At 67.1% G+C, this 16,822-nt stretch carries 28 protein-coding genes; all 28 read right to left on the reverse strand.

The window, feature by feature from the left end; all coding sequences use genetic code 11:
- Positions 1–40 precede the first annotated feature (40 nt).
- The 28 genes from IE173_RS11140 to tuf all read right to left on the reverse strand — a co-directional run bounded on the left by IE173_RS11140 (position 41) and on the right by tuf (position 16,736).
- Positions 41–628, reverse strand: a complete 588-nt coding sequence (locus IE173_RS11140; RefSeq protein WP_191283564.1) for an adenylate kinase — start codon at positions 626–628, stop codon at positions 41–43.
- The gene (gene secY / locus IE173_RS11145; RefSeq protein ID WP_191283565.1) at positions 625–1,950 is read right to left on the reverse strand and encodes a preprotein translocase subunit SecY; all 1,326 of its coding nucleotides are present in this window, start codon (positions 1,948–1,950) and stop codon (positions 625–627) included. The genes IE173_RS11140 and secY overlap by 4 nt, the downstream gene beginning before the upstream one ends.
- A gap of 99 nt (positions 1,951–2,049) precedes the next feature.
- Positions 2,050–2,775 carry a 50S ribosomal protein L15 gene (gene rplO, locus IE173_RS11150; protein WP_191283566.1) on the reverse strand — a complete coding sequence of 242 codons (726 nt, stop codon included), beginning with the start codon at positions 2,773–2,775 and terminating at the stop codon, positions 2,050–2,052.
- The gene (gene rpmD / locus IE173_RS11155) at positions 2,775–2,960 is read right to left on the reverse strand and encodes a 50S ribosomal protein L30 (RefSeq protein WP_191283567.1); all 186 of its coding nucleotides are present in this window, start codon (positions 2,958–2,960) and stop codon (positions 2,775–2,777) included. The genes rplO and rpmD overlap by 1 nt, the downstream gene beginning before the upstream one ends.
- Positions 2,960–3,733, reverse strand: a complete 774-nt coding sequence (gene rpsE / locus IE173_RS11160; protein ID WP_191283568.1) for a 30S ribosomal protein S5 — start codon at positions 3,731–3,733, stop codon at positions 2,960–2,962. Before rpsE ends, rpmD begins: the two co-directional genes overlap by 1 nt.
- Positions 3,730–4,089, reverse strand: coding sequence for a 50S ribosomal protein L18 (gene rplR, locus IE173_RS11165; protein ID WP_191283569.1), 360 nt, complete (start codon positions 4,087–4,089; stop codon positions 3,730–3,732). The genes rpsE and rplR overlap by 4 nt, the downstream gene beginning before the upstream one ends.
- Complete coding sequence (gene rplF / locus IE173_RS11170; RefSeq protein WP_191283570.1) at positions 4,089–4,625, reverse strand: 50S ribosomal protein L6; 537 nt, start codon at positions 4,623–4,625, stop codon at positions 4,089–4,091. Before rplF ends, rplR begins: the two co-directional genes overlap by 1 nt.
- A 7-nt stretch (positions 4,626–4,632) precedes the next feature.
- On the reverse strand, positions 4,633–5,034 hold the full coding sequence (rpsH, locus tag IE173_RS11175) for a 30S ribosomal protein S8 (protein WP_191283571.1): 402 nt from the start codon (positions 5,032–5,034) through the stop codon (positions 4,633–4,635).
- A gap of 73 nt (positions 5,035–5,107) precedes the next feature.
- A complete protein-coding gene (gene rplE / locus IE173_RS11180) occupies positions 5,108–5,698 on the reverse strand; it encodes a 50S ribosomal protein L5 (protein ID WP_191283572.1) in 591 nt (196 codons plus the stop codon).
- Entirely contained in the window at positions 5,698–6,039 is a 342-nt protein-coding gene (rplX, locus tag IE173_RS11185; RefSeq protein WP_191283573.1) for a 50S ribosomal protein L24, read from the reverse strand. Before rplX ends, rplE begins: the two co-directional genes overlap by 1 nt.
- Positions 6,040–6,042: 3 nt before the next feature.
- Positions 6,043–6,411: a 50S ribosomal protein L14 gene (rplN, locus tag IE173_RS11190; protein ID WP_191283574.1), complete on the reverse strand. Its 369-nt coding sequence runs from the start codon at positions 6,409–6,411 to the stop codon at positions 6,043–6,045.
- 3 nt (positions 6,412–6,414) lie between these two features.
- A complete protein-coding gene (gene rpsQ, locus IE173_RS11195; protein ID WP_191283575.1) occupies positions 6,415–6,774 on the reverse strand; it encodes a 30S ribosomal protein S17 in 360 nt (119 codons plus the stop codon).
- A complete protein-coding gene (gene rpmC / locus IE173_RS11200) occupies positions 6,774–7,100 on the reverse strand; it encodes a 50S ribosomal protein L29 (RefSeq protein ID WP_191283576.1) in 327 nt (108 codons plus the stop codon). The genes rpsQ and rpmC overlap by 1 nt, the downstream gene beginning before the upstream one ends.
- On the reverse strand, positions 7,100–7,519 hold the full coding sequence (gene rplP, locus IE173_RS11205; RefSeq protein WP_191283577.1) for a 50S ribosomal protein L16: 420 nt from the start codon (positions 7,517–7,519) through the stop codon (positions 7,100–7,102). The genes rpmC and rplP overlap by 1 nt, the downstream gene beginning before the upstream one ends.
- Positions 7,520–7,521: 2 nt before the next feature.
- Positions 7,522–8,280, reverse strand: coding sequence for a 30S ribosomal protein S3 (rpsC, locus tag IE173_RS11210; RefSeq protein WP_191283578.1), 759 nt, complete (start codon positions 8,278–8,280; stop codon positions 7,522–7,524).
- Positions 8,280–8,702, reverse strand: coding sequence for a 50S ribosomal protein L22 (gene rplV, locus IE173_RS11215; protein ID WP_191283579.1), 423 nt, complete (start codon positions 8,700–8,702; stop codon positions 8,280–8,282). Before rplV ends, rpsC begins: the two co-directional genes overlap by 1 nt.
- Entirely contained in the window at positions 8,702–8,983 is a 282-nt protein-coding gene (gene rpsS, locus IE173_RS11220) for a 30S ribosomal protein S19 (RefSeq protein ID WP_130283793.1), read from the reverse strand. The genes rplV and rpsS overlap by 1 nt, the downstream gene beginning before the upstream one ends.
- Positions 8,984–8,989: 6 nt before the next feature.
- On the reverse strand, positions 8,990–9,832 hold the full coding sequence (gene rplB / locus IE173_RS11225) for a 50S ribosomal protein L2 (protein WP_191283580.1): 843 nt from the start codon (positions 9,830–9,832) through the stop codon (positions 8,990–8,992).
- A 17-nt stretch (positions 9,833–9,849) separates the two neighbouring features.
- Positions 9,850–10,149 carry a 50S ribosomal protein L23 gene (rplW, locus tag IE173_RS11230; RefSeq protein WP_191283581.1) on the reverse strand — a complete coding sequence of 100 codons (300 nt, stop codon included), beginning with the start codon at positions 10,147–10,149 and terminating at the stop codon, positions 9,850–9,852.
- Complete coding sequence (gene rplD, locus IE173_RS11235) at positions 10,146–10,802, reverse strand: 50S ribosomal protein L4 (protein WP_191283582.1); 657 nt, start codon at positions 10,800–10,802, stop codon at positions 10,146–10,148. Before rplD ends, rplW begins: the two co-directional genes overlap by 4 nt.
- Positions 10,803–10,804: 2 nt before the next feature.
- Positions 10,805–11,452 carry a 50S ribosomal protein L3 gene (gene rplC / locus IE173_RS11240; protein WP_191283583.1) on the reverse strand — a complete coding sequence of 216 codons (648 nt, stop codon included), beginning with the start codon at positions 11,450–11,452 and terminating at the stop codon, positions 10,805–10,807.
- Between the two features lie 44 nt (positions 11,453–11,496).
- Positions 11,497–11,805, reverse strand: coding sequence for a 30S ribosomal protein S10 (gene rpsJ, locus IE173_RS11245; protein WP_191283584.1), 309 nt, complete (start codon positions 11,803–11,805; stop codon positions 11,497–11,499).
- 326 nt (positions 11,806–12,131) lie between these two features.
- Entirely contained in the window at positions 12,132–13,055 is a 924-nt protein-coding gene (locus IE173_RS11250) for a hypothetical protein (protein ID WP_191283585.1), read from the reverse strand.
- 191 nt (positions 13,056–13,246) lie between these two features.
- Complete coding sequence (locus IE173_RS11255; protein WP_191283586.1) at positions 13,247–13,696, reverse strand: hypothetical protein; 450 nt, start codon at positions 13,694–13,696, stop codon at positions 13,247–13,249.
- 42 nt (positions 13,697–13,738) lie between these two features.
- The gene (locus tag IE173_RS11260; protein WP_191283587.1) at positions 13,739–14,011 is read right to left on the reverse strand and encodes a hypothetical protein; all 273 of its coding nucleotides are present in this window, start codon (positions 14,009–14,011) and stop codon (positions 13,739–13,741) included.
- A gap of 26 nt (positions 14,012–14,037) precedes the next feature.
- Complete coding sequence (locus tag IE173_RS11265; RefSeq protein WP_191283588.1) at positions 14,038–14,463, reverse strand: hypothetical protein; 426 nt, start codon at positions 14,461–14,463, stop codon at positions 14,038–14,040.
- Between the two features lie 59 nt (positions 14,464–14,522).
- Positions 14,523–15,476, reverse strand: coding sequence for a 1-phosphofructokinase family hexose kinase (locus tag IE173_RS11270; RefSeq protein ID WP_191283589.1), 954 nt, complete (start codon positions 15,474–15,476; stop codon positions 14,523–14,525).
- A 66-nt stretch (positions 15,477–15,542) separates the two neighbouring features.
- Positions 15,543–16,736: an elongation factor Tu gene (gene tuf / locus IE173_RS11275; protein WP_191283590.1), complete on the reverse strand. Its 1,194-nt coding sequence runs from the start codon at positions 16,734–16,736 to the stop codon at positions 15,543–15,545.
- Between the last annotated feature and the right edge of the window lie 86 nt (positions 16,737–16,822).

A 16,822-nucleotide genomic window follows, 5' to 3' on the forward strand; every position in this document is an offset into this window, starting at 1 on the left:
CAAATGGCGGAGCAAGCCGGTCGAAACCGGCCCGGGCGGGTCAGGCGGCGACTTCGAGGCCGCGGGCGGCGAGGGCTTCGAAGATGCGCTCCGTGACGTCGTCGATGGCGCCGAGGCCGTCGATCTCGACGAGCAGACCCTGCTCGCGGAACATCTCGATCAGCGGCGCGGTCTCACGGATGTAGACCTCCTGGCGGTGCCGGATCGCCTCCTCGGAGTCGTCGACCCGACCGATCTCGAGCGCGCGCTGACGCAGGCGTCGCACGATCTCCTCCTGGTCGGCGACGAGCCGGATGACGGCGTCGAGGGCGTGCCCGTGCGACGACAACAGCTCAGTGAGGTAGCGCACCTGGTCGGTCGTGCGGGGGTACCCGTCGAGCAGGAAGCCGCCCGCGGCATCCGCTTCGTTGAGGCGGTCGGTGACCAGCGCATTCGTGAGCGAGTCGGGGACGTAGTCGCCGGCATCCACGATCGCCTTCACTTGGCGGCCGAGTTCGGTGTCGTCGGCGATGTTCTTGCGGAAGATGTCGCCGGTCGAGATGGTCGGAATCGCGAAGTGTTCGGCGATGCGGGCCGCCTGCGTTCCCTTGCCCGCACCCGGCGGGCCCACGATCAGGAGGCGGGTCACCGCAGGAGGCCTTCGTAATGCCGCTGCTGCAGCTGCGAGTCGATCTGTTTCACCGTTTCGAGGCCGACGCCGACCATGATCAGGATGCTGGTGCCGCCGAACGGGAAGTTCTGGTTCGCGTTGATGGCGACGAGGGCGATCAGCGGAATCAGGGCGACGAGACCGAGGTAGAGCGACCCGGGCAGCGTCACGCGGGTGAGCACGTAGTCGAGGTACTCGGCGGTCGGCCGGCCGGCCCGGATGCCCGGGATGAAGCCGCCGTACTTCTTCATGTTGTCGGCGACCTCTTCGGGGTTGAAGGTGATCGCGACGTAGAAGTACGTGAAGCCGACGATGAGCAGGAAGTACAACGCCATGTACAGCGGGTGTCCGCCGTTGGTGAGGTTGTTGTTGATCCAGTCGACCCACCACGGGTTGACGCCGTCACTGCCCTGGTTGAACTGGGCGATGAGCGACGGCAGGTACAGCAGCGACGAGGCGAAGATGACCGGCACGACGCCCGCCATGTTGACCTTGATCGGGATGTAGGTGTTGTTGCCGCCATAGGTGCGACGGCCCACCATGCGTTTGGCATATTGCACCGGGATGCGACGCTGCGATTGCTCGACGAAGATGACGGCCGCGATGATGGCCAACCCGATCGCGATCACCACGAGCAGGATCTCGACGCCCTGCTGCTGCGCGATCTGCATGAGCGAACCGGGGAAGGTCGCGGCGATCGAGGTGAAGATGAGGAGCGACATGCCGTTGCCGACGCCGCGCTCGGTGATGAGCTCACCCATCCACATGATGAGGCCGGTGCCGGCGGTCATCGTGATGACCATGAGCAGCATGCCCCAGATGGTCTCGCCGTCGGAGGTGATGAGCGGCAGGTCGCAGGGGATCAGCTGGCCGCTGCGGGCGACGGTGATGAGGGTCGTCGACTGCAGAACGCCGAGCGCGATCGTCAGGTAGCGCGTGTACTGCGTCAGGCGCGCCTGGCCCGACTGGCCCTCCTTGTAGAGGGTCTCGAAGTGAGGGATGACGACGCGCAGCAGCTGCACGATGATCGACGCCGTGATGTACGGCATGATGCCGAGCGCGAAGATCGACAGCTGCAGCAGGGCACCACCGCTGAACAGGTTGACGAGCGCATAGAGGCCCGCCGCACCGTCGCCGGAGCCGCTTTCGATCGGCGTGAGGCAGTTCTGCACGACCTCGAAGTCGACGAACGGCGCAGGGATGAACGACCCGAGCCGGAACAGGGCGACGATCGCGAGCGAGAAGCCGATCTTCTTCCGCAGGTCTGGCGTGCGGAAGATCCGTGCGACGGCACTGAACACGACGCCTCCTGGATAGCAGTAACGGAAAACTTGAGCCTAACCGGCCCGGCGGGCAGCCGCTGTCGACGGCCACCCGCACCGGGTCGGTTGAAAGGCGTGCTACTTGACGGAGCCGCCTGCCGCGACGATCTTCTGCTCAGCCGAGCTGGAGACCTTGTCGACAGCGACGTTCAGCTTAACCGCAATGTCGCCGGTGCCGAGCACCTTCACCTTTTCGTTCTTGCGAACCGCACCCTTGGCGACGAGATCGCCGATCGTGACGTCTCCGCCCTTGGGGTAGAGCTCGGCGAGACGCTCGAGGTTGACGACCTGGTACTCCACCCGGAACGGGTTCTTGAAGCCGCGCAGCTTGGGCGCGCGCATGATGGAGTTCAGGTTGCCGCCTTCGAGGCCGACGCGCACCTGGTAGCGGGCCTTGGTGCCCTTGGTGCCACGACCGGCGGTCTTGCCCTTCGAGCCCTCACCGCGTCCCACGCGCATGCGGTCCTTCTTGGCACCGACGGCGGGGCGGAGGTGGTGAGCCTTGAGCACCTGCGGACGCGACGGGGCCGCATCCTTCTTGGGCGCAGCCTTCGCAGCCGACGCCTTCGACGCGGTGGACTTCGCAGCCGGCTTCTCAGCGGCGGTGTCGTCCTTCGCGGCAGCGGCCTTCGGGGCAGCAGCCTTCTCGGCAGCCGGCTTCTTCTCGGCAGCCGCCTTCGGAGCAGCCGTCTTCGCAGCGGCAGCCTTCGGCGCAGCCTTCTCGGCGACGTCCTTCTTCTCGGCAGCAGCCTTCGGAGCGGCGGCCTTCGCGGGCGCCTTCTTCGGGGTGGTCTCTTCAGCCATTAGTCGATCTCCTCGACCTTCACGAGGTGCGCGACCGTCTTCACGTAGCCGCGGTTCTGCTTGTCGTCCGGGCGCACGACGACGTCGCCGATGCGCTTCAGTCCGAGGCTGCGCAGCGTGTCACGCTGGTTCTGCTTCTCGGAGATCTTGGACTTGATCTGGGTCACCTTGAGCCGGGCGGCCATCAGGCACCTGCCTTCGCGTTCGCGAGGTCCTCGGCCTCGGCGCGCACGAGACGCTCCGGGGCGACGTCCTCGAAGGGCAGCCCGCGACGGGCGGCGACGGCGCGCGGCTCTTCGAGCTGCTTCAGCGCCGCGACCGTCGCGTGCACGATGTTGATCGTGTTCGACGAGCCGAGCGACTTGCTCAGAACGTCGTGGATGCCGGCGCATTCGAGCACGGCACGCACCGGGCCACCGGCGATAACACCGGTACCGGCAGCGGCCGGACGCAGCAGCACGACACCGGCTGCGGCCTCGCCCTGCACGGGGTGCGGGATCGTCTTCTGCGAGCGCGGGACGCGGAAGAAGTTCTTCTTCGCCTCCTCGACGCCCTTGCTGATCGCGAGCGGCACTTCGCGCGCCTTGCCGTAGCCGACGCCGACCATGCCGTTGCCGTCACCGACGACGACGAGCGCGGTGAAGCTGAAGCGACGACCGCCCTTGACGACCTTCGAGACGCGGTTGATCGTCACGACCCGCTCGAGGAACTGGCTGTCGCCACGATCCCGCGAGTTGCGGTCGTTGCGCGGCTGACGCTCGCGCGACCCGCGACGGGCCTCACGCTCGTTGGTGCTGGGCGCAGTGCCGGCAGCGGTCTCGACGACGGTTCCTTCCGGAACCTCCTCGACGACCGGAGCCGCGGCGACCTCGGGGGTCTCGACCTCAGTGGTCTCGACTTCGGCAGCCTCGACCTCGACGGCCTCGGTCGCATCCTGGTTGTTCGTTGCGTCGCTCACAGGTTCAGCCCTCCTTCACGGGCACCCTCGGCGATCGCGGCGACACGACCGGCGAAGCGGTTTCCGCCGCGGTCGAACACGACGGCGTCCACCCCGGCCTTCTTGGCGCGCTCGGCGAGCAATTCGCCGACCTTCTTGGCCTTCGCGGTCTTGTCACCGCTGAAGGAGCGCAGGTCTGCTTCCAGAGTCGACGCGTACGCCAGCGTGTGGCCGGTGCTGTCGTCGACAAGCTGCACGAAGACGTGGCGGGCCGAACGGTTCACGACCAGACGCGGGCGCTCGGGCGAACCGACGATGCGCTTGCGCAGTCGGGTGTGCCGACGCGTACGCTGCGCGGACTTGCTCACGGTAGCCATTACTTCCCACTCTTTCCGGCCTTGCGGCGAACGACCTCGCCGGCGTAACGAACGCCCTTGCCCTTGTAGGGCTCCGGCTTACGCAGCTTGCGGATGTTCGCGGCGACCTCGCCGACGGCCTGCTTGTCGATGCCGCGGACGGTCACTTTGTTGTTGCCCTCGACCTCGAACGAGATGCCGGCGGGCGGGTCGACGGTGATCGAGTGCGAGAAGCCCAGGGCGAACTCGAGCGAGTTGCCCTTGGCCTGCACCCGGTAACCGGTTCCGACGACCTCGAGGCCCTTGGCGTAGCCCTCGGTGACGCCGGTGATCTGGTTGGAGATGAGCGTGCGCGTCAGCCCGTGCAGCGAGCGCGAGGCGCGCTCGTCGTCGGGACGGGTCACGACGACCTGGCCGTCTTCGAGGGCGACCTCGATCGGCGCGGCGACGTTCAGGCTCAGCTCGCCCTTGGGGCCCTTGACCTGAACGGCACGGCCGTCGATGGTCACGGTGACTCCCGCGGGAACGGTGATGGGAAGGCGTCCGATTCGCGACATCTGAAGATCACCAAACGTAGGCGAGGACTTCCCCACCTACGCCCTTCTTGGTCGCCTCGCGGTCGGTCAGGAGACCGGAGGAGGTGGACAGGATGGCGACGCCGAGCCCGCCGAGAACGTGCGGGATCTCGGTCGACTTCGCGTAGACGCGCAGGCCGGGCTTCGAGACGCGCTTGATGCCCGCGATGGAGCGCTCACGGTTCGGCCCGTACTTCAGGTCGATCGTGAGGGTCTGCCCGACACGTTCGTTCTTCTCGACCTTCCAGCCGGCGATGTAGCCCTCCTTCTGGAGGATCTCGGCGATGTGGGTCTTGAGTTTGCTGCTCGGCAGCGAGACCTCGTCGTGGTACGCGCGGTTGGCGTTACGCAGACGGGTCAGCATGTCGGCCACAGGGTCCGTCATGGTCATGGGTAATCGTTCCTTATCTCAATCGGTTTCGGTCCGGGTCCACCCGGAGCCGACCTTGCTTGATCGGTGGCCGTCAGGCCTGGGTGTCGGCGGAGCGGAACGGGAAGCCGAGCTGGCGCAACAGGGCGCGTCCCTCGTCGTCGTTCTTGGCCGTCGTCACCACGGTGATGTCGAATCCGCGGACGCGGTCGATGTTGTCCTGGTTGATCTCGTGGAAGATGCTCTGCTCCGCGACACCGAACGTGTAGTTGCCGTTGCCGTCGAACTGCTTGTCCGACAGACCGCGGAAGTCGCGGATACGCGGCAGGGCGAGCGTGACCAGACGGTCGACGAACTCCCACGCGCGGTCGCCCCGCAGGGTGACGTGCGCACCGATGGGCATGCCTTCGCGCAGCTTGAACTGGGCGATCGACTTGCGGGCCTTCGTGACCTGCGGTTTCTGGCCGGTGATCAGGGTGAGGTCCTTGATGGCACCGTCGATGACCTTCGAGTCACGCGCCGCCTCACCGACACCGGTGTTGACGACGACCTTCACCAGGCGCGGCACCTGGTGCGGGTTGGTGAACCCGAACTCTTCGGTGAGCGCCTTGGTGATCTCGGCACGGTAGCGCTGCTTCAGGCGAGGCTGGGCTTTGTCAGCCGTCGCAGCAGTGGCAGTAGCCATTAGAGCTTCTCTCCGGACTTCTTCGCGTAACGGACGCGAACCTTCTTCTTGACGCCATCCTTCTCGACGACCTCTTCGCGGAAGCCCACGCGGGTCGGCTTCTTGCTCTTGGGGTCGACGACGGCGACGTTCGAAATGTGGATCGGGGCCTCATGGGTCTCGATGCCACCGGTCTTGGTGCCGCGCTGGGTCTGACCGACCTTCACGTGCTTCGTGACGAAGTTGATGCCTTCGACGATGACCTTGTTCTTCTCGACGAGCACCTCGATGACCTTGCCCTGCTTGCCGTGGCTCGGCCCCGAGATGACCTGCACGAGGTCACCCTTCTTGATGTTGGCCATGGGTTACAGCACCTCCGGTGCCAGCGAGATGATCTTCATGAACTTCTTGTCACGCAGCTCGCGGCCCACGGGGCCGAAGATGCGGGTGCCGCGCGGGTCACCGTCGTTCTTGAGGATGACAGCGGCGTTCTCGTCGAACTTGATGTACGAGCCGTCGGGACGCCGGGTCTGCTTGATCGTGCGAACGACGACCGCCTTGACGACGTCGCCCTTCTTGACGTTGCCGCCCGGGATCGCGTCCTTCACGGTCGCCACGACCGTGTCGCCGAGACCCGCGTAGCGGCGGCCGGAGCCCCCGAGCACACGGATGACGAGCAGCTCCTTGGCGCCTGTGTTGTCCGCGACCTTGACGCGGGATTCCTGCTGAAGCATGGGTTACTTCGCCTTCTCTGCGATCTCGACGAGACGCCAGCGCTTCGTTGCCGAGAGCGGGCGGGTCTCGGCGATGACGACCAGGTCGCCGATGCCGGCGGTGTTCTGCTCGTCGTGCGCCTTGACCTTGGAGGTGCGACGGATGACCTTGCCGTAGAGCGGGTGCTTGACCCGGTCTTCGACCTCGACGGTGATCGTCTTGTCCATCTTGTCGCTCGTCACGTAGCCGCGACGCAGCTTGCGGTAGCCACGGGCGTTCTCGTCGCGCACGTCGTGCGCGGCGGACTCGTGTCCGGCATCCGCCTTCGGGGCGGCGGTCTTCGCGGACGCCTTCTTGGGCGCCGCGGCCTTGACCTCAGCCATCAGTTCTTCTCCTCTTCGGCGACCTCAGCAGGTGCAGCTTCCGCCGCATCCTTCTTCGTCGTGGTCTTCTTCGCGCCCTTGGCCGGAACCTCGAGCGGGGCGGGCGTGGCACGGATGCCGAGCTCGCGCTCGCGGATGACGGTGTAGATGCGGGCGATGTCGCGCTTCACGGCGCGCAGGCGGCCGTGGCTCTCGAGCTGACCGGTGGCCGACTGGAAGCGCAGGTTGAACAGCTCTTCCTTGGCCTTCTTCAGCTCGTCGATCAGCCGCTCGTTCTCGAACGTGTCGAGCTCGGTCGGGGCGAGTTCCTTGGATCCGACGGACATCAGGCGTCCCCCTCCTCACGCTTGATGATGCGGGCCTTCAACGGCAGCTTGTGGATCGCGCGGATGAGCGCCTCCCGAGCGAGTTCCTCGGGAACGCCGGCGACCTCGAAGAGCACGCGGCCCGGCTTGATGTTGGCGATCCACCACTCCGGCGAACCCTTACCGGAACCCATGCGGGTTTCGGCGGGCTTCTTCGTCAGCGGGCGGTCGGGGTAGACGTTGATCCACACCTTTCCACCACGCTTGATGTGGCGGGTCATCGCGATACGCGCCGACTCGATCTGGCGGTTGGTCACATACGCCGGCGTGATGGCCTGGATGCCGAACTCGCCGAAGCTGACCTTCGTGCCACCGGTGGCAGCGCCCGAACGTCCGGGGTGGTGCTGCTTGCGGTGCTTGACCTTACGGGGAATCAGCATGGTTACGCCTCAACTCCTGCGGCGGCGGGCGCGTCGGCCCGGGGGCCGCGGCCGCGCGGGCCACTGTCACGACGCTCGGGGCGGGTCGACTTCTGCGACGCCTGCTCGCGAGCGAGTTCCTTGTTGGTGATGTCGCCCTTGTAGATCCACACCTTCACGCCGATGCGGCCGAACGTCGTGCGGGCCTCGTAGAAGCCGTAGTCGATGTTCGCGCGGAGCGTGTGCAGGGGCACGCGACCCTCGCGGTAGAACTCGGAGCGGCTCATCTCCGCGCCGCCGAGACGGCCGGAGACCTGGATGCGCACACCCTTGGCGCCGGCACGCTGCGCGCCCTGCAGGCCCTTGCGCATGGCGCGACGGAACGCGACACGGGCGGAGAGCTGCTCGGCGATGCCCTGCGCGACGAGCTGGGCTTCAGCCTCGGGGTTCTTCACCTCGAGGATGTTGAGCTGGATCTGCTTCTTCGTGAGCTTCTCGAGGTCCGAGCGGATGCGCTCGGCCTCGGCGCCACGGCGACCGATGACGATACCGGGGCGCGCCGTGTGGATGTCCACGCGGACGCGGTCACGGGTGCGCTCGATCTCGATCTTCGCCACACCGGCGCGGTCGAGGCTCGTCTTCAGCAGCTGACGGATCTTGACGTCTTCCGTCACGTAGTCGGAGTAACGCTGACCCGGCTTGGTCGAGTCGGCGAACCACCGCGACACGTGGTCGGTGGTGATGCCCAGGCGGAAGCCGTAGGGGTTGACCTTCTGGCCCATTACTTCGCCCCTTCCTTCTTCGCGGCGCTGGTGGCGCTCTTGGACTTCGAGGGTGCGGCCGCGACGAGCTCGTCGGGGGTCGCCACCTCGATCGTGATGTGGCTCGTGCGCTTGAGGATCTTGAACGCACGGCCCTGGGCGCGGGGGCGGAAACGCTTGAGCGTCGTGCCCTCGTCGACGTAGGCGCGCACGATGACCAGATCCTGCTCATCGAGGAACGAGTTCGACGCGTCGGCCTTGACCCGGGCGTTGGCCATCGCCGAGGCGACCAGCTTGTACACCGGCTCGCTCGCCGACTGCGGGGCGAACTTCAGGATCGCGAGAGCTTCGGCGGCCTGCTTGCCGCGGACGATGTCCACGATGCGGCGGGCCTTCTGCGGCGTGACGCGGATGTGCTTCACGCGAGCGATAGCGGTAACCATCAGCGACGCCGTCCTTTCTTGTCGTCCTTCTCGTGCCCACGGAAGGTGCGGGTGGGCGCGAACTCGCCGAGCTTGTGCCCGACCATGGTCTCCGTCACGAAGACGGGGATGTGCTTGCGACCGTCGTGCACCGCGATGGTGTGACCCAGCATCGCGGGGATGATCATCGAGCGGCGCGACCAGGTCTTGATCACGTTCTTGCTGTTGGCCTCGTTCTGCGTGACGACCTTGCGGAGCAGGTGGTCATCGACGAAGGGGCCCTTCTTAAGGCTGCGCGGCATCCTGGTTTATCCCTTGCGCTTCTTGCCGACGGTACGACGGCGGACGATGAGCTTGTCGCTGGGGAGGTCGCGCTTACGCGTGCGACCTTCCTTCTGGCCCCAGGGGCTGACGGGGTGACGTCCACCGGACGTCTTGCCCTCGCCACCACCGTGCGGGTGGTCGATCGGGTTCATGGCGACACCACGCACGGTCGGGCGGACGCCCTTCCAGCGCATGCGGCCGGCCTTGCCCCAGTTGATGTTCGACTGCTCGGCGTTGCCGACCTCGCCGATCGTGGCGCGGCAGCGCACGTCGACGTTGCGGATCTCGCCGGACGGCAGACGCAGCTGCGCGTAGGGGCCGTCCTTGGCGACGAGACGAACCGACGAGCCGGCCGAGCGGGCCATCTTGGCGCCACCCCCGGGACGGAGTTCGATCGCGTGGATGACGGTACCCACGGGGATGTTCTTCAGCGGCAGGTTGTTGCCGGGCTTGATGTCGGCACTGGGACCCGACTCGACGACGTCGCCCTGGTTGAGCTTCGCCGGCGCGAGGATGTAGCGCTTCGTGCCGTCCACGTAGTGCAGCAGCGCGATGCGCGCCGTGCGGTTCGGGTCGTACTCGATGTGCGCGACCTTGGCGTCGACGCCGTCCTTGTCGTTGCGCTTGAAGTCGATGATGCGGTACTGGCGCTTGTGTCCACCACCGATGTGGCGGGTCGTGATGCGGCCCTGGTTGTTGCGGCCACCGGTCTTCGGCAGCGGCTTGAGCAGCGACTTCTCGGGCGTCGATCGGGTGATCTCGGCGAAGTCGGCGACGCTCGAGCCACGGCGACCCGGGGTCGTCGGCTTGTATTTGCGAATAGCCATGATGTTCTCCTTCGCCCTTAGCCGACGGCCGTGAAGATGTCGATCGAACCGGACTTGAGGGTGACGATCGCGCGCTTGGTGTCCTTGCGCTTACCGATGCCGAACCGGGTGCGGCGGTGCTTGCCGGTGCGGTTGAGCGTGTTCACGCTCTGCACCTTGACGCCGAAGATCTTCTCGACCGCGAGCTTGATCTCGGTCTTGTTCGATCGCGGGTCGACGACGAACGTGTACTTGCCGTTGTCGATCAGCCCGTACGACTTCTCGCTGACGACCGGCGACAGGATGATGTCGCGCGGGTCCTTGTTGTAGCCGCTCATTCGCCGGCCTCCTTGGTCTTGCTCGCCACGAACGACTCGTACGCGGCCTTCGTGAAGACGATGTCGTCGGAGACGACCACGTCGTAGGCGTTGAGCTGGTCGGCGTAGAGCACGTGCAGGTCCTTGAGGTTGCGCACGCTCTTCTCGGCCGCCTCGTCGCCGCGCTCGAGCACGACGAGCACGTTGCGGGTCACGCCGTGACCACCGTTGAGGCTGGCGAGCAGCTCGGCAGCGGCCTTGGTCGACGGCGCACCGTTGACCGTGCCGAAGCCGTCGACGATGTGCAGGCGCTCACCGCGGGCCCGGTCGGAGATCACGCCGAGCAGAGCCGCGGCGATCATCTTCTTGGGGGTGCGCTGGGCGTAGCTGCGCGGAACCGGTCCGTGCACGATGCCGCCGCCACGGTGCTGCGGCATGCGGATCGAGCCCTGACGGGCGCGGCCGGTGCCCTTCTGCTTGAACGGCTTGCTGCCCGAACCGGAGACCTCGCCGCGACCCTTGGTCTTGTGCGTGCCCTGGCGAGCGGCCGCGAGCTGCGCGGTCACCACCTGGTGGATGAGCGGCACGTTGGTCTGCACGTCGAAGACGCTCGCGGGGAGCTCGACCGTGCCGGCCTTCTTGCCCTTGGCGTCGAGAACGTCGAGAGAAGTCATGATCAGCCCTTCACCGCGTTGCGGACGAAAACGATGCGGCCGCGAGCGCCGGGAACGGCGCCCTTGACCAGCAGGAGACCCTTTTCGGCATCCACCGAGTGCACCTTGAGGCCCTGCACGGTGACACGCTCGCCACCCATGCGCCCCGCCATCCGCATGCCCTTGAACACGCGGCTCGGGGTCGACGACGCGCCGATCGAGCCGGGCTTGCGGTGGTTGCGGTGCGAACCGTGGCTCGCGCTGACGCCCTTGAAGTTGTGGCGCTTCATGACACCGGCGAAGCCCTTGCCCTTGGAGGTGCCGACGACATCCACCAACTGGCCGGGCTCGAAGATCTCGACGGTGAGCTCCTGGCCGAGCTCGTACGAGTCGGCGTCGGCGGTGCGCACCTCGGTGAGGTGGCGGCGCGGCGTCACGCCGGCCTTCTCGAAGTGACCGGTCGCCGGCTTGTTCACCTTGCGCGGGTCGATCTGGCCGTAGGCGATCTGCACGGCCGCGTAGCCGTCCTTCTCGACGTTACGCACCTGCGTCACGACGTTCGGAGAGATCGAAACGACGGTGACGGGTACGAGCTTGTTGTTCTCGTCCCAGACCTGGGTCATGCCGAGCTTGGTGCCCAGCAGTCCCTTGGTCGTCGTGGTTGCAGACATGGCTGTGTGTTCCTTCGCGGCTTCTCGAGCGGGCGGGGCCCGGCTCAGGCCTTGATCTCGAGGTTGACGTCGGCGGGGAGGTCGAGTCGCATGAGCGAGTCGACGACCTTCGGAGTCGGGTCGATGATGTCGATGAGACGCTTGTGGGTGCGCTTCTCGAACTGCTCGCGGGAGTCCTTGTACTTGTGGGGGGAACGGATCACGACGACCACGTTCTTCTCCGTGGGGAGCGGAACCGGGCCGACGACGGTGGCGCCTGCGCGCTGCACCGCATCGACGATCTTGCGCGCCGAGGCGTCGAGACCGGCGTGGTCGTAGGACTTCAGCCGGATGCGGATCTTCTGGGCCGCCATGGGTTTCTCTTCTCTCCTGAGTACATGCGGCATCCTCTTCGGATTCCGCACCCGCGAACTGTGTGGTTCGCGCACCGCTGTTCTTCTGTCAATCCGCCCCCTTCGGCGCGCACGCGCGCAGAAAGAGAAGAATTCGAGTTGAAGCTTGTGTTGTTCTGCCGCTCGCGGCCCAGTCGAAGACTGTGCACTGCCAGAACGGTGACCCGCAGCGCTGACGCGCACGCAGGATGTTGAACCACATGAGTCTGCCACACCCCGGGATGTCGTGCAACCCGGGCGTGTCGCGCCTGTTTTCGGGGTGTCGATCCGCGTTTTGCGTCGACTCCCTACGAGCTGAACGCGTACTTCGACGCAATTCGCGGATCGGCGTGCAAGCCAGCCCGCTCGAGCCTGAGCGCGAGCGGGTGCCCGGCCCACGCATCCGCCCAGCCCCACCGTACGAGACCGTCGACGACCGACCGCAGCGCGTCCTCGCGTTGCTTCTCCAGCCACAGCGCCTCGCCGGGAAAGTCCCCGTACTTGCTGCGGCCGTCGGCTTCACCGATGAGCCGCAAGCGCGGCCAGTAGAAGTCGCAGCGATAGCGGATGCCGTCGATCACGAACTCCACCTGCTGCTCCGGCGCCTCGAAACCGAGCTGGTGGATGCGGGTGAGGCTGAGCGACTCGAACGGCCCTTCAGCTCGCCCCGTCGCCAGCGCGAGCGCCGCATCCGCCTTCCGGGCACCGCGAAACGGGCGGTCGGCATCGATCCGCGATCGGATGGCATCGCGAGTCTGACCGTGCACTCGCATCACGTGGTCGAACGCGGCAACACCTGACGCGAGGTCCCGTTCCGCCGCGAGATCGATCGCCGTCCGGGCGGGACAGGTGGCGAGCATCTCCGATACCGAGACCACGTCGCCCGTCGGCACGGGGCGCCATCGCATCGACACGTCGACGCGGGACCTGCGGGGCGGCCGAAGACCGACAGCAACGCGCGGGAGCGTCGGCCAGCCCCCGACGAGAGGGATGCCGAGCAGGGCGGCCGCGGACTCCACCGCGAAGACCACAGGGCGTCGCGACGTCGCGGCGAGCGCATCCATCGCGACGCGATGACGTAATTCGGCGCTCATCCGCTGCCATTCCACAGTCGGGATGTACGCCCCGGGCCGCACCCGAACGAATCGTCCGGATCGGGCCCCGCGCTCGACCCCGAGGGTGGTCTCGCCGGCGGCGCGTAGCGAGCGGGTCAGGATCAGCGATTCGTGCATCCCGACATGGTCGGCCAGCCGGGGGCCGAGGGGCCCGTCTCGGGATTCGAGAGGGGAATCGTCCGCGATCCGCCACTTGTGAGGGAGACGTCGTCGCATCCTCGATCCGCGTTTTGCGTCCCTGCCCACGAAACAGAAGGCGGACGCGGACGCAAAACGCGGATTCGCGCGGAACGGAGAGCGCCCTAGGGTTACGGCTCGAACTCGGTGGCGCGGGGTTTGAAGATCGCGAAGTGGGTGAGGGCGAGTGCGATCACGCCACCCACGAAGAGTTCACCGGCGGCGAGCAGCGACCCGAGTCCCGACAGCCAGGCGAGCCCGACGGTGAGCGCCCCGACGAGAACGCCGGCGGCGAGAGTGGTGAGGGTTCCGATGACGATGGCGACGATGAGGGCGCCGACGTTGATCCAGAACTGGGAGCCGCTGCCGCGGCGCCGACCTGCGACGTTGGCGAACAGCAGGAACAGCAGGAACAGGCCGATCGAGACGGCGCCCCCGGTGAAGAGGGCGAGCCAGGCATCCTCGATCGCCGTGCTGATCAGGTTGCGACCGTTGAGGATCGCGAGGATCACCGTCGCGAGCACGTAGGCGATCGCGAGGGTGAGCAGGATCGTGACCAGAGTCTTGGCCAATGGCCGCATGCCCTGCTCCCCTCGCTCGTCGTGGTGGTGAAGTCGGTGGTGTTACATCGCCGCCGGCGGCGTGGTGCCCGCGGCCGGGGGCTCCTCGTCATCGGCGGTCGCGTCGGCGACCTTCTCGGCGAGGTTGTGCGTCGTGTCCTTCACCTTGTCGGCGACGTCACCCACGAACTCCTTCGTGTTGTCGACCGCGTCGCCCACGAACTCCTTCGTGTTCTCGACCGCGTCGCCGGCGACCTCTTTGGCCTTGTCCACGATGTCGTCGATGCCCATGCTGTCCTCCAGGGCCGGCGAGCCCATCCCGCCTGGCATTGCCATTCTGTCGGGTACGGGGCTCCTGCGTGTTAACTTCCGGTTTCGACTGCGGGCGCGGGCCGGAACAGACGGCGGATGATGGGGGCGACGATGAGGACGGCGATCAGGAACGCGATCCCGGCTTCGATCGCGAAGAGTACGAGCAGCGGGCCCCAGCCTCCCTGCACGAAGCCGACGATGAGCACGACGATCGCGTTGAGCACGACGGCGACGAGTGCCACGAGAAGGGTCACCCCGACGCCGGGCAGCGCCCGCCGGCGTGCCGCCAGCACGATCAGCACGATGAGCCAGATCGCCAGCCCGACATCCATGAACAGGAACAGCAGCCGGGCGCCTTCGGCGACACCCGCCGCGAGGTCTCCGGTGAGGAACCACTGCCACAATGCGCCCAGCAGGAGCGCGACGAGGATGACGAGCAGCACCTCGACGATGAGGGCGACGATCGTGCGAGCCATGGCCACACGGTAGCGGACGACCGGCCCCGACCGTCGCGCGAAGTCCCCACCCGGTGGGGTCAGCTCGCTTCGGTGATGCCCGCGATCTCGGCCGCGCTCGCCAGGCCGGTACCGTCGGATCGCGTCGCCGCGGCGCCGGCTGCGACACCGGAGCGAACCGCCTCCGTCCAGCTCCGGCCTTGGGCCCGGGCGAGAACCACCGCAGCGAGCAGGCTGTCGCCGGCACCGACGGTCGACACCACCTCCACCTTCGGGGCGGCGGCGCGAATCGTCTCGTCGGCGGTCACCAGGATGGCGCCGTCCGCGCCCAGCGAGACGAGCACGGCCGCGGAACGGGCGGAGTCGACCAGATCCCGCGCGGCCGCGATCACCGCGTCGTCGTCATCGAGTGGCATCCCGACCAGCTGCGTCAGTTCGCGCCGACTCGGCTTGATGAGGTCGACCCCCTCATCCAACGCCAGCGACAGCGCCTCTCCCGAAGTGTCGACCACGCAGCGGGCACCTGCGGCGCGGACGATGCGGGCCAGGCGGGCGTAACTGTCCTCCCCCGCGCCGGGCGGCAGGCTTCCGCTCGCGACGACCCACATCCCGGGTACCGCGACGCTCGCCACCGCATCGAGGGCGGCGTCGACCTCCGCCGCGGAGACCGTCGGACCCTCGAGCACGAACCGGTACTGCTCACCCGTCTCCTCGACGCTGACGGCGAGGTTCTGGCGCGTCTCCCCCGCGATCGGGACGGGCAGCGACGCGACCCCCTCGGCGTCGAGCAGGTCGCGGTAGAGGTCGCCGGTCGGGCCTCCGACGAGGAAGACGGCGGGCGCCTCGACGCCGAGCAGCCGCAGCACCCGTGACACGTTCACCCCTCCGCCGCCCGGGTCGCGGCGGCTCTGGGAGCAGCGCAGCTTGCGGTCGGGCTCGAGACGGGCGGTGCGGGTCGACAGGTCAAGGGCCGGATTGAACGTCAGAGTCAGGATGGGTTCGTGCCCGGCCACCCCGACGGCTTCGGTCGACATGGGCTCACGGTACCCGGCGAACGACGAAGGGGCCGGGCCTTTCGGCCCGGCCCCTTCGCGAAGGTGCTACTTGAGGATCTTCGTCACCTTGCCGGCGCCCACGGTGCGGCCACCCTCACGGATGGCGAAGCCGAGGCCCTCCTCCATGGCGATCGGCTGGATCAGCTCGACCGTCATGTCGGTGGTGTCGCCGGGCATGACCATCTCGGTGCCGTCAGGCAGCGTGATGACGCCGGTGACGTCGGTGGTGCGGAAGTAGAACTGCGGGCGGTAGTTGCCGTAGAACGGGTTGTGACGCCCACCCTCGTCCTTGGAGAGGATGTACGCGGTGCCCTCGAACTGGGTGTGCGGCGTGACCGAACCCGGCTTGACGACGACCTGACCGCGCTCGACATCCTCACGCTTGGTGCCGCGGAGCAGCAGACCACAGTTCTCGCCGGCCCAGGCCTCGTCGAGCTGCTTGTGGAACATCTCGATACCCGTGACCGTGGTCTTCTGCGTCGGGCGGATGCCGACGATCTCGACCTCGGAGTTGATGCCGAGGGTGCCGCGCTCGGCGCGACCCGTGACGACGGTTCCACGACCGGTGATCGTGAAGACGTCCTCGATCGGCATCAGGAACGGCTTGTCCTTGTCGCGCACCGGGTCGGGCACGCTGTTGTCGACGGCCTCCATGAGGTCGAGCACCGACTGCGTCCACGTGGGGTCGCCCTCGAGAGCCTTGAGGCCCGAGACGCGCACCACGGGGGCGTTGTCGCCGTCGAAGCCCTGGCTGCTGAGGAGCTCGCGCACCTCCAGCTCGACGAGCTCGAGGATCTCCTCGTCGTCGACCATGTCGGCCTTGTTGAGCGCGACCAGCAGGTACGGCACGCCGACCTGCTTGGCGAGCAGCACGTGCTCACGCGTCTGGGCCATCGGGCCGTCGGTCGCCGCGACCACCAGGATCGCGCCGTCCATCTGGGCGGCACCGGTGATCATGTTCTTGATGTAGTCGGCGTGGCCAGGGGCGTCGACGTGCGCGTAGTGGCGCTTCGGGGTCTCGTACTCGACGTGCGAGATGTTGATCGTGATGCCGCGCTGACGCTCCTCGGGAGCCGAGTCGATCGACGCGAAGTCACGGACGACGTTCACCGCGGACGGGTACTTGTCGGCCAGGACCTTCGAGATCGCGGCGGTGAGGGTGGTCTTGCCGTGGTCGACGTGACCGATCGTTCCGATGTTGACGTGCGGCTTGGTCCGCTCGAACTTGGCCTTAGCCACTTTGGGTCCTCCTCAGGACGGGATTTTCGGTACTTACTGTAGGTGATTCTGACGTTGGGTCTTTGGTCGCCTTCCGGCGCCGGGTA

This window comes from Pseudolysinimonas yzui (assembly GCF_014653215.1).
Taxonomy (GTDB): Bacteria; Actinomycetota; Actinomycetes; order Actinomycetales; family Microbacteriaceae; genus Pseudolysinimonas_A; species Pseudolysinimonas_A yzui.

What these genes read in the sequence shown, in the direction of transcription:
- rplO (WP_191283566.1), bottom strand. Translation starts at nt 2,775, where the DNA reads ATGGCTGAAGAGACCACCCCGAAGAAGGCGCCCGCGAAGGCCGCCGCT.
- rpmD (WP_191283567.1), bottom strand. Translation starts at nt 2,960, where the DNA reads ATGGCCGCCCGGCTCAAGGTGACCCAGATCAAGTCCAAGATCTCCGAG.
- rplR (WP_191283569.1), bottom strand. Translation starts at nt 4,089, where the DNA reads ATGGCTACCGTGAGCAAGTCCGCGCAGCGTACGCGTCGGCACACCCGA.
- rplF (WP_191283570.1), bottom strand. Translation starts at nt 4,625, where the DNA reads ATGTCGCGAATCGGACGCCTTCCCATCACCGTTCCCGCGGGAGTCACC.
- rpsH (WP_191283571.1), bottom strand. Translation starts at nt 5,034, where the DNA reads ATGACCATGACGGACCCTGTGGCCGACATGCTGACCCGTCTGCGTAAC.
- rplE (WP_191283572.1), bottom strand. Translation starts at nt 5,698, where the DNA reads ATGGCTACTGCCACTGCTGCGACGGCTGACAAAGCCCAGCCTCGCCTG.
- rplX (WP_191283573.1), bottom strand. Translation starts at nt 6,039, where the DNA reads ATGGCCAACATCAAGAAGGGTGACCTCGTGCAGGTCATCTCGGGGCCG.
- rplN (WP_191283574.1), bottom strand. Translation starts at nt 6,411, where the DNA reads ATGCTTCAGCAGGAATCCCGCGTCAAGGTCGCGGACAACACAGGCGCC.
- rpsQ (WP_191283575.1), bottom strand. Translation starts at nt 6,774, where the DNA reads ATGGCTGAGGTCAAGGCCGCGGCGCCCAAGAAGGCGTCCGCGAAGACC.
- rpmC (WP_191283576.1), bottom strand. Translation starts at nt 7,100, where the DNA reads ATGTCCGTCGGATCCAAGGAACTCGCCCCGACCGAGCTCGACACGTTC.
- rplP (WP_191283577.1), bottom strand. Translation starts at nt 7,519, where the DNA reads ATGCTGATTCCCCGTAAGGTCAAGCACCGCAAGCAGCACCACCCCGGA.
- rpsC (WP_191283578.1), bottom strand. Translation starts at nt 8,280, where the DNA reads ATGGGCCAGAAGGTCAACCCCTACGGCTTCCGCCTGGGCATCACCACC.
- rplV (WP_191283579.1), bottom strand. Translation starts at nt 8,702, where the DNA reads ATGGTTACCGCTATCGCTCGCGTGAAGCACATCCGCGTCACGCCGCAG.
- rpsS (WP_130283793.1), bottom strand. Translation starts at nt 8,983, where the DNA reads ATGCCGCGCAGCCTTAAGAAGGGCCCCTTCGTCGATGACCACCTGCTC.
- rplB (WP_191283580.1), bottom strand. Translation starts at nt 9,832, where the DNA reads ATGGCTATTCGCAAATACAAGCCGACGACCCCGGGTCGCCGTGGCTCG.
- rplW (WP_191283581.1), bottom strand. Translation starts at nt 10,149, where the DNA reads ATGAGCGGCTACAACAAGGACCCGCGCGACATCATCCTGTCGCCGGTC.
- rplD (WP_191283582.1), bottom strand. Translation starts at nt 10,802, where the DNA reads ATGACTTCTCTCGACGTTCTCGACGCCAAGGGCAAGAAGGCCGGCACG.
- rplC (WP_191283583.1), bottom strand. Translation starts at nt 11,452, where the DNA reads ATGTCTGCAACCACGACGACCAAGGGACTGCTGGGCACCAAGCTCGGC.
- rpsJ (WP_191283584.1), bottom strand. Translation starts at nt 11,805, where the DNA reads ATGGCGGCCCAGAAGATCCGCATCCGGCTGAAGTCCTACGACCACGCC.
- IE173_RS11250 (WP_191283585.1), bottom strand. Translation starts at nt 13,055, where the DNA reads ATGCACGAATCGCTGATCCTGACCCGCTCGCTACGCGCCGCCGGCGAG.
- IE173_RS11255 (WP_191283586.1), bottom strand. Translation starts at nt 13,696, where the DNA reads ATGCGGCCATTGGCCAAGACTCTGGTCACGATCCTGCTCACCCTCGCG.
- IE173_RS11260 (WP_191283587.1), bottom strand. Translation starts at nt 14,011, where the DNA reads ATGGCAATGCCAGGCGGGATGGGCTCGCCGGCCCTGGAGGACAGCATG.
- IE173_RS11265 (WP_191283588.1), bottom strand. Translation starts at nt 14,463, where the DNA reads ATGGCTCGCACGATCGTCGCCCTCATCGTCGAGGTGCTGCTCGTCATC.
- IE173_RS11270 (WP_191283589.1), bottom strand. Translation starts at nt 15,476, where the DNA reads ATGTCGACCGAAGCCGTCGGGGTGGCCGGGCACGAACCCATCCTGACT.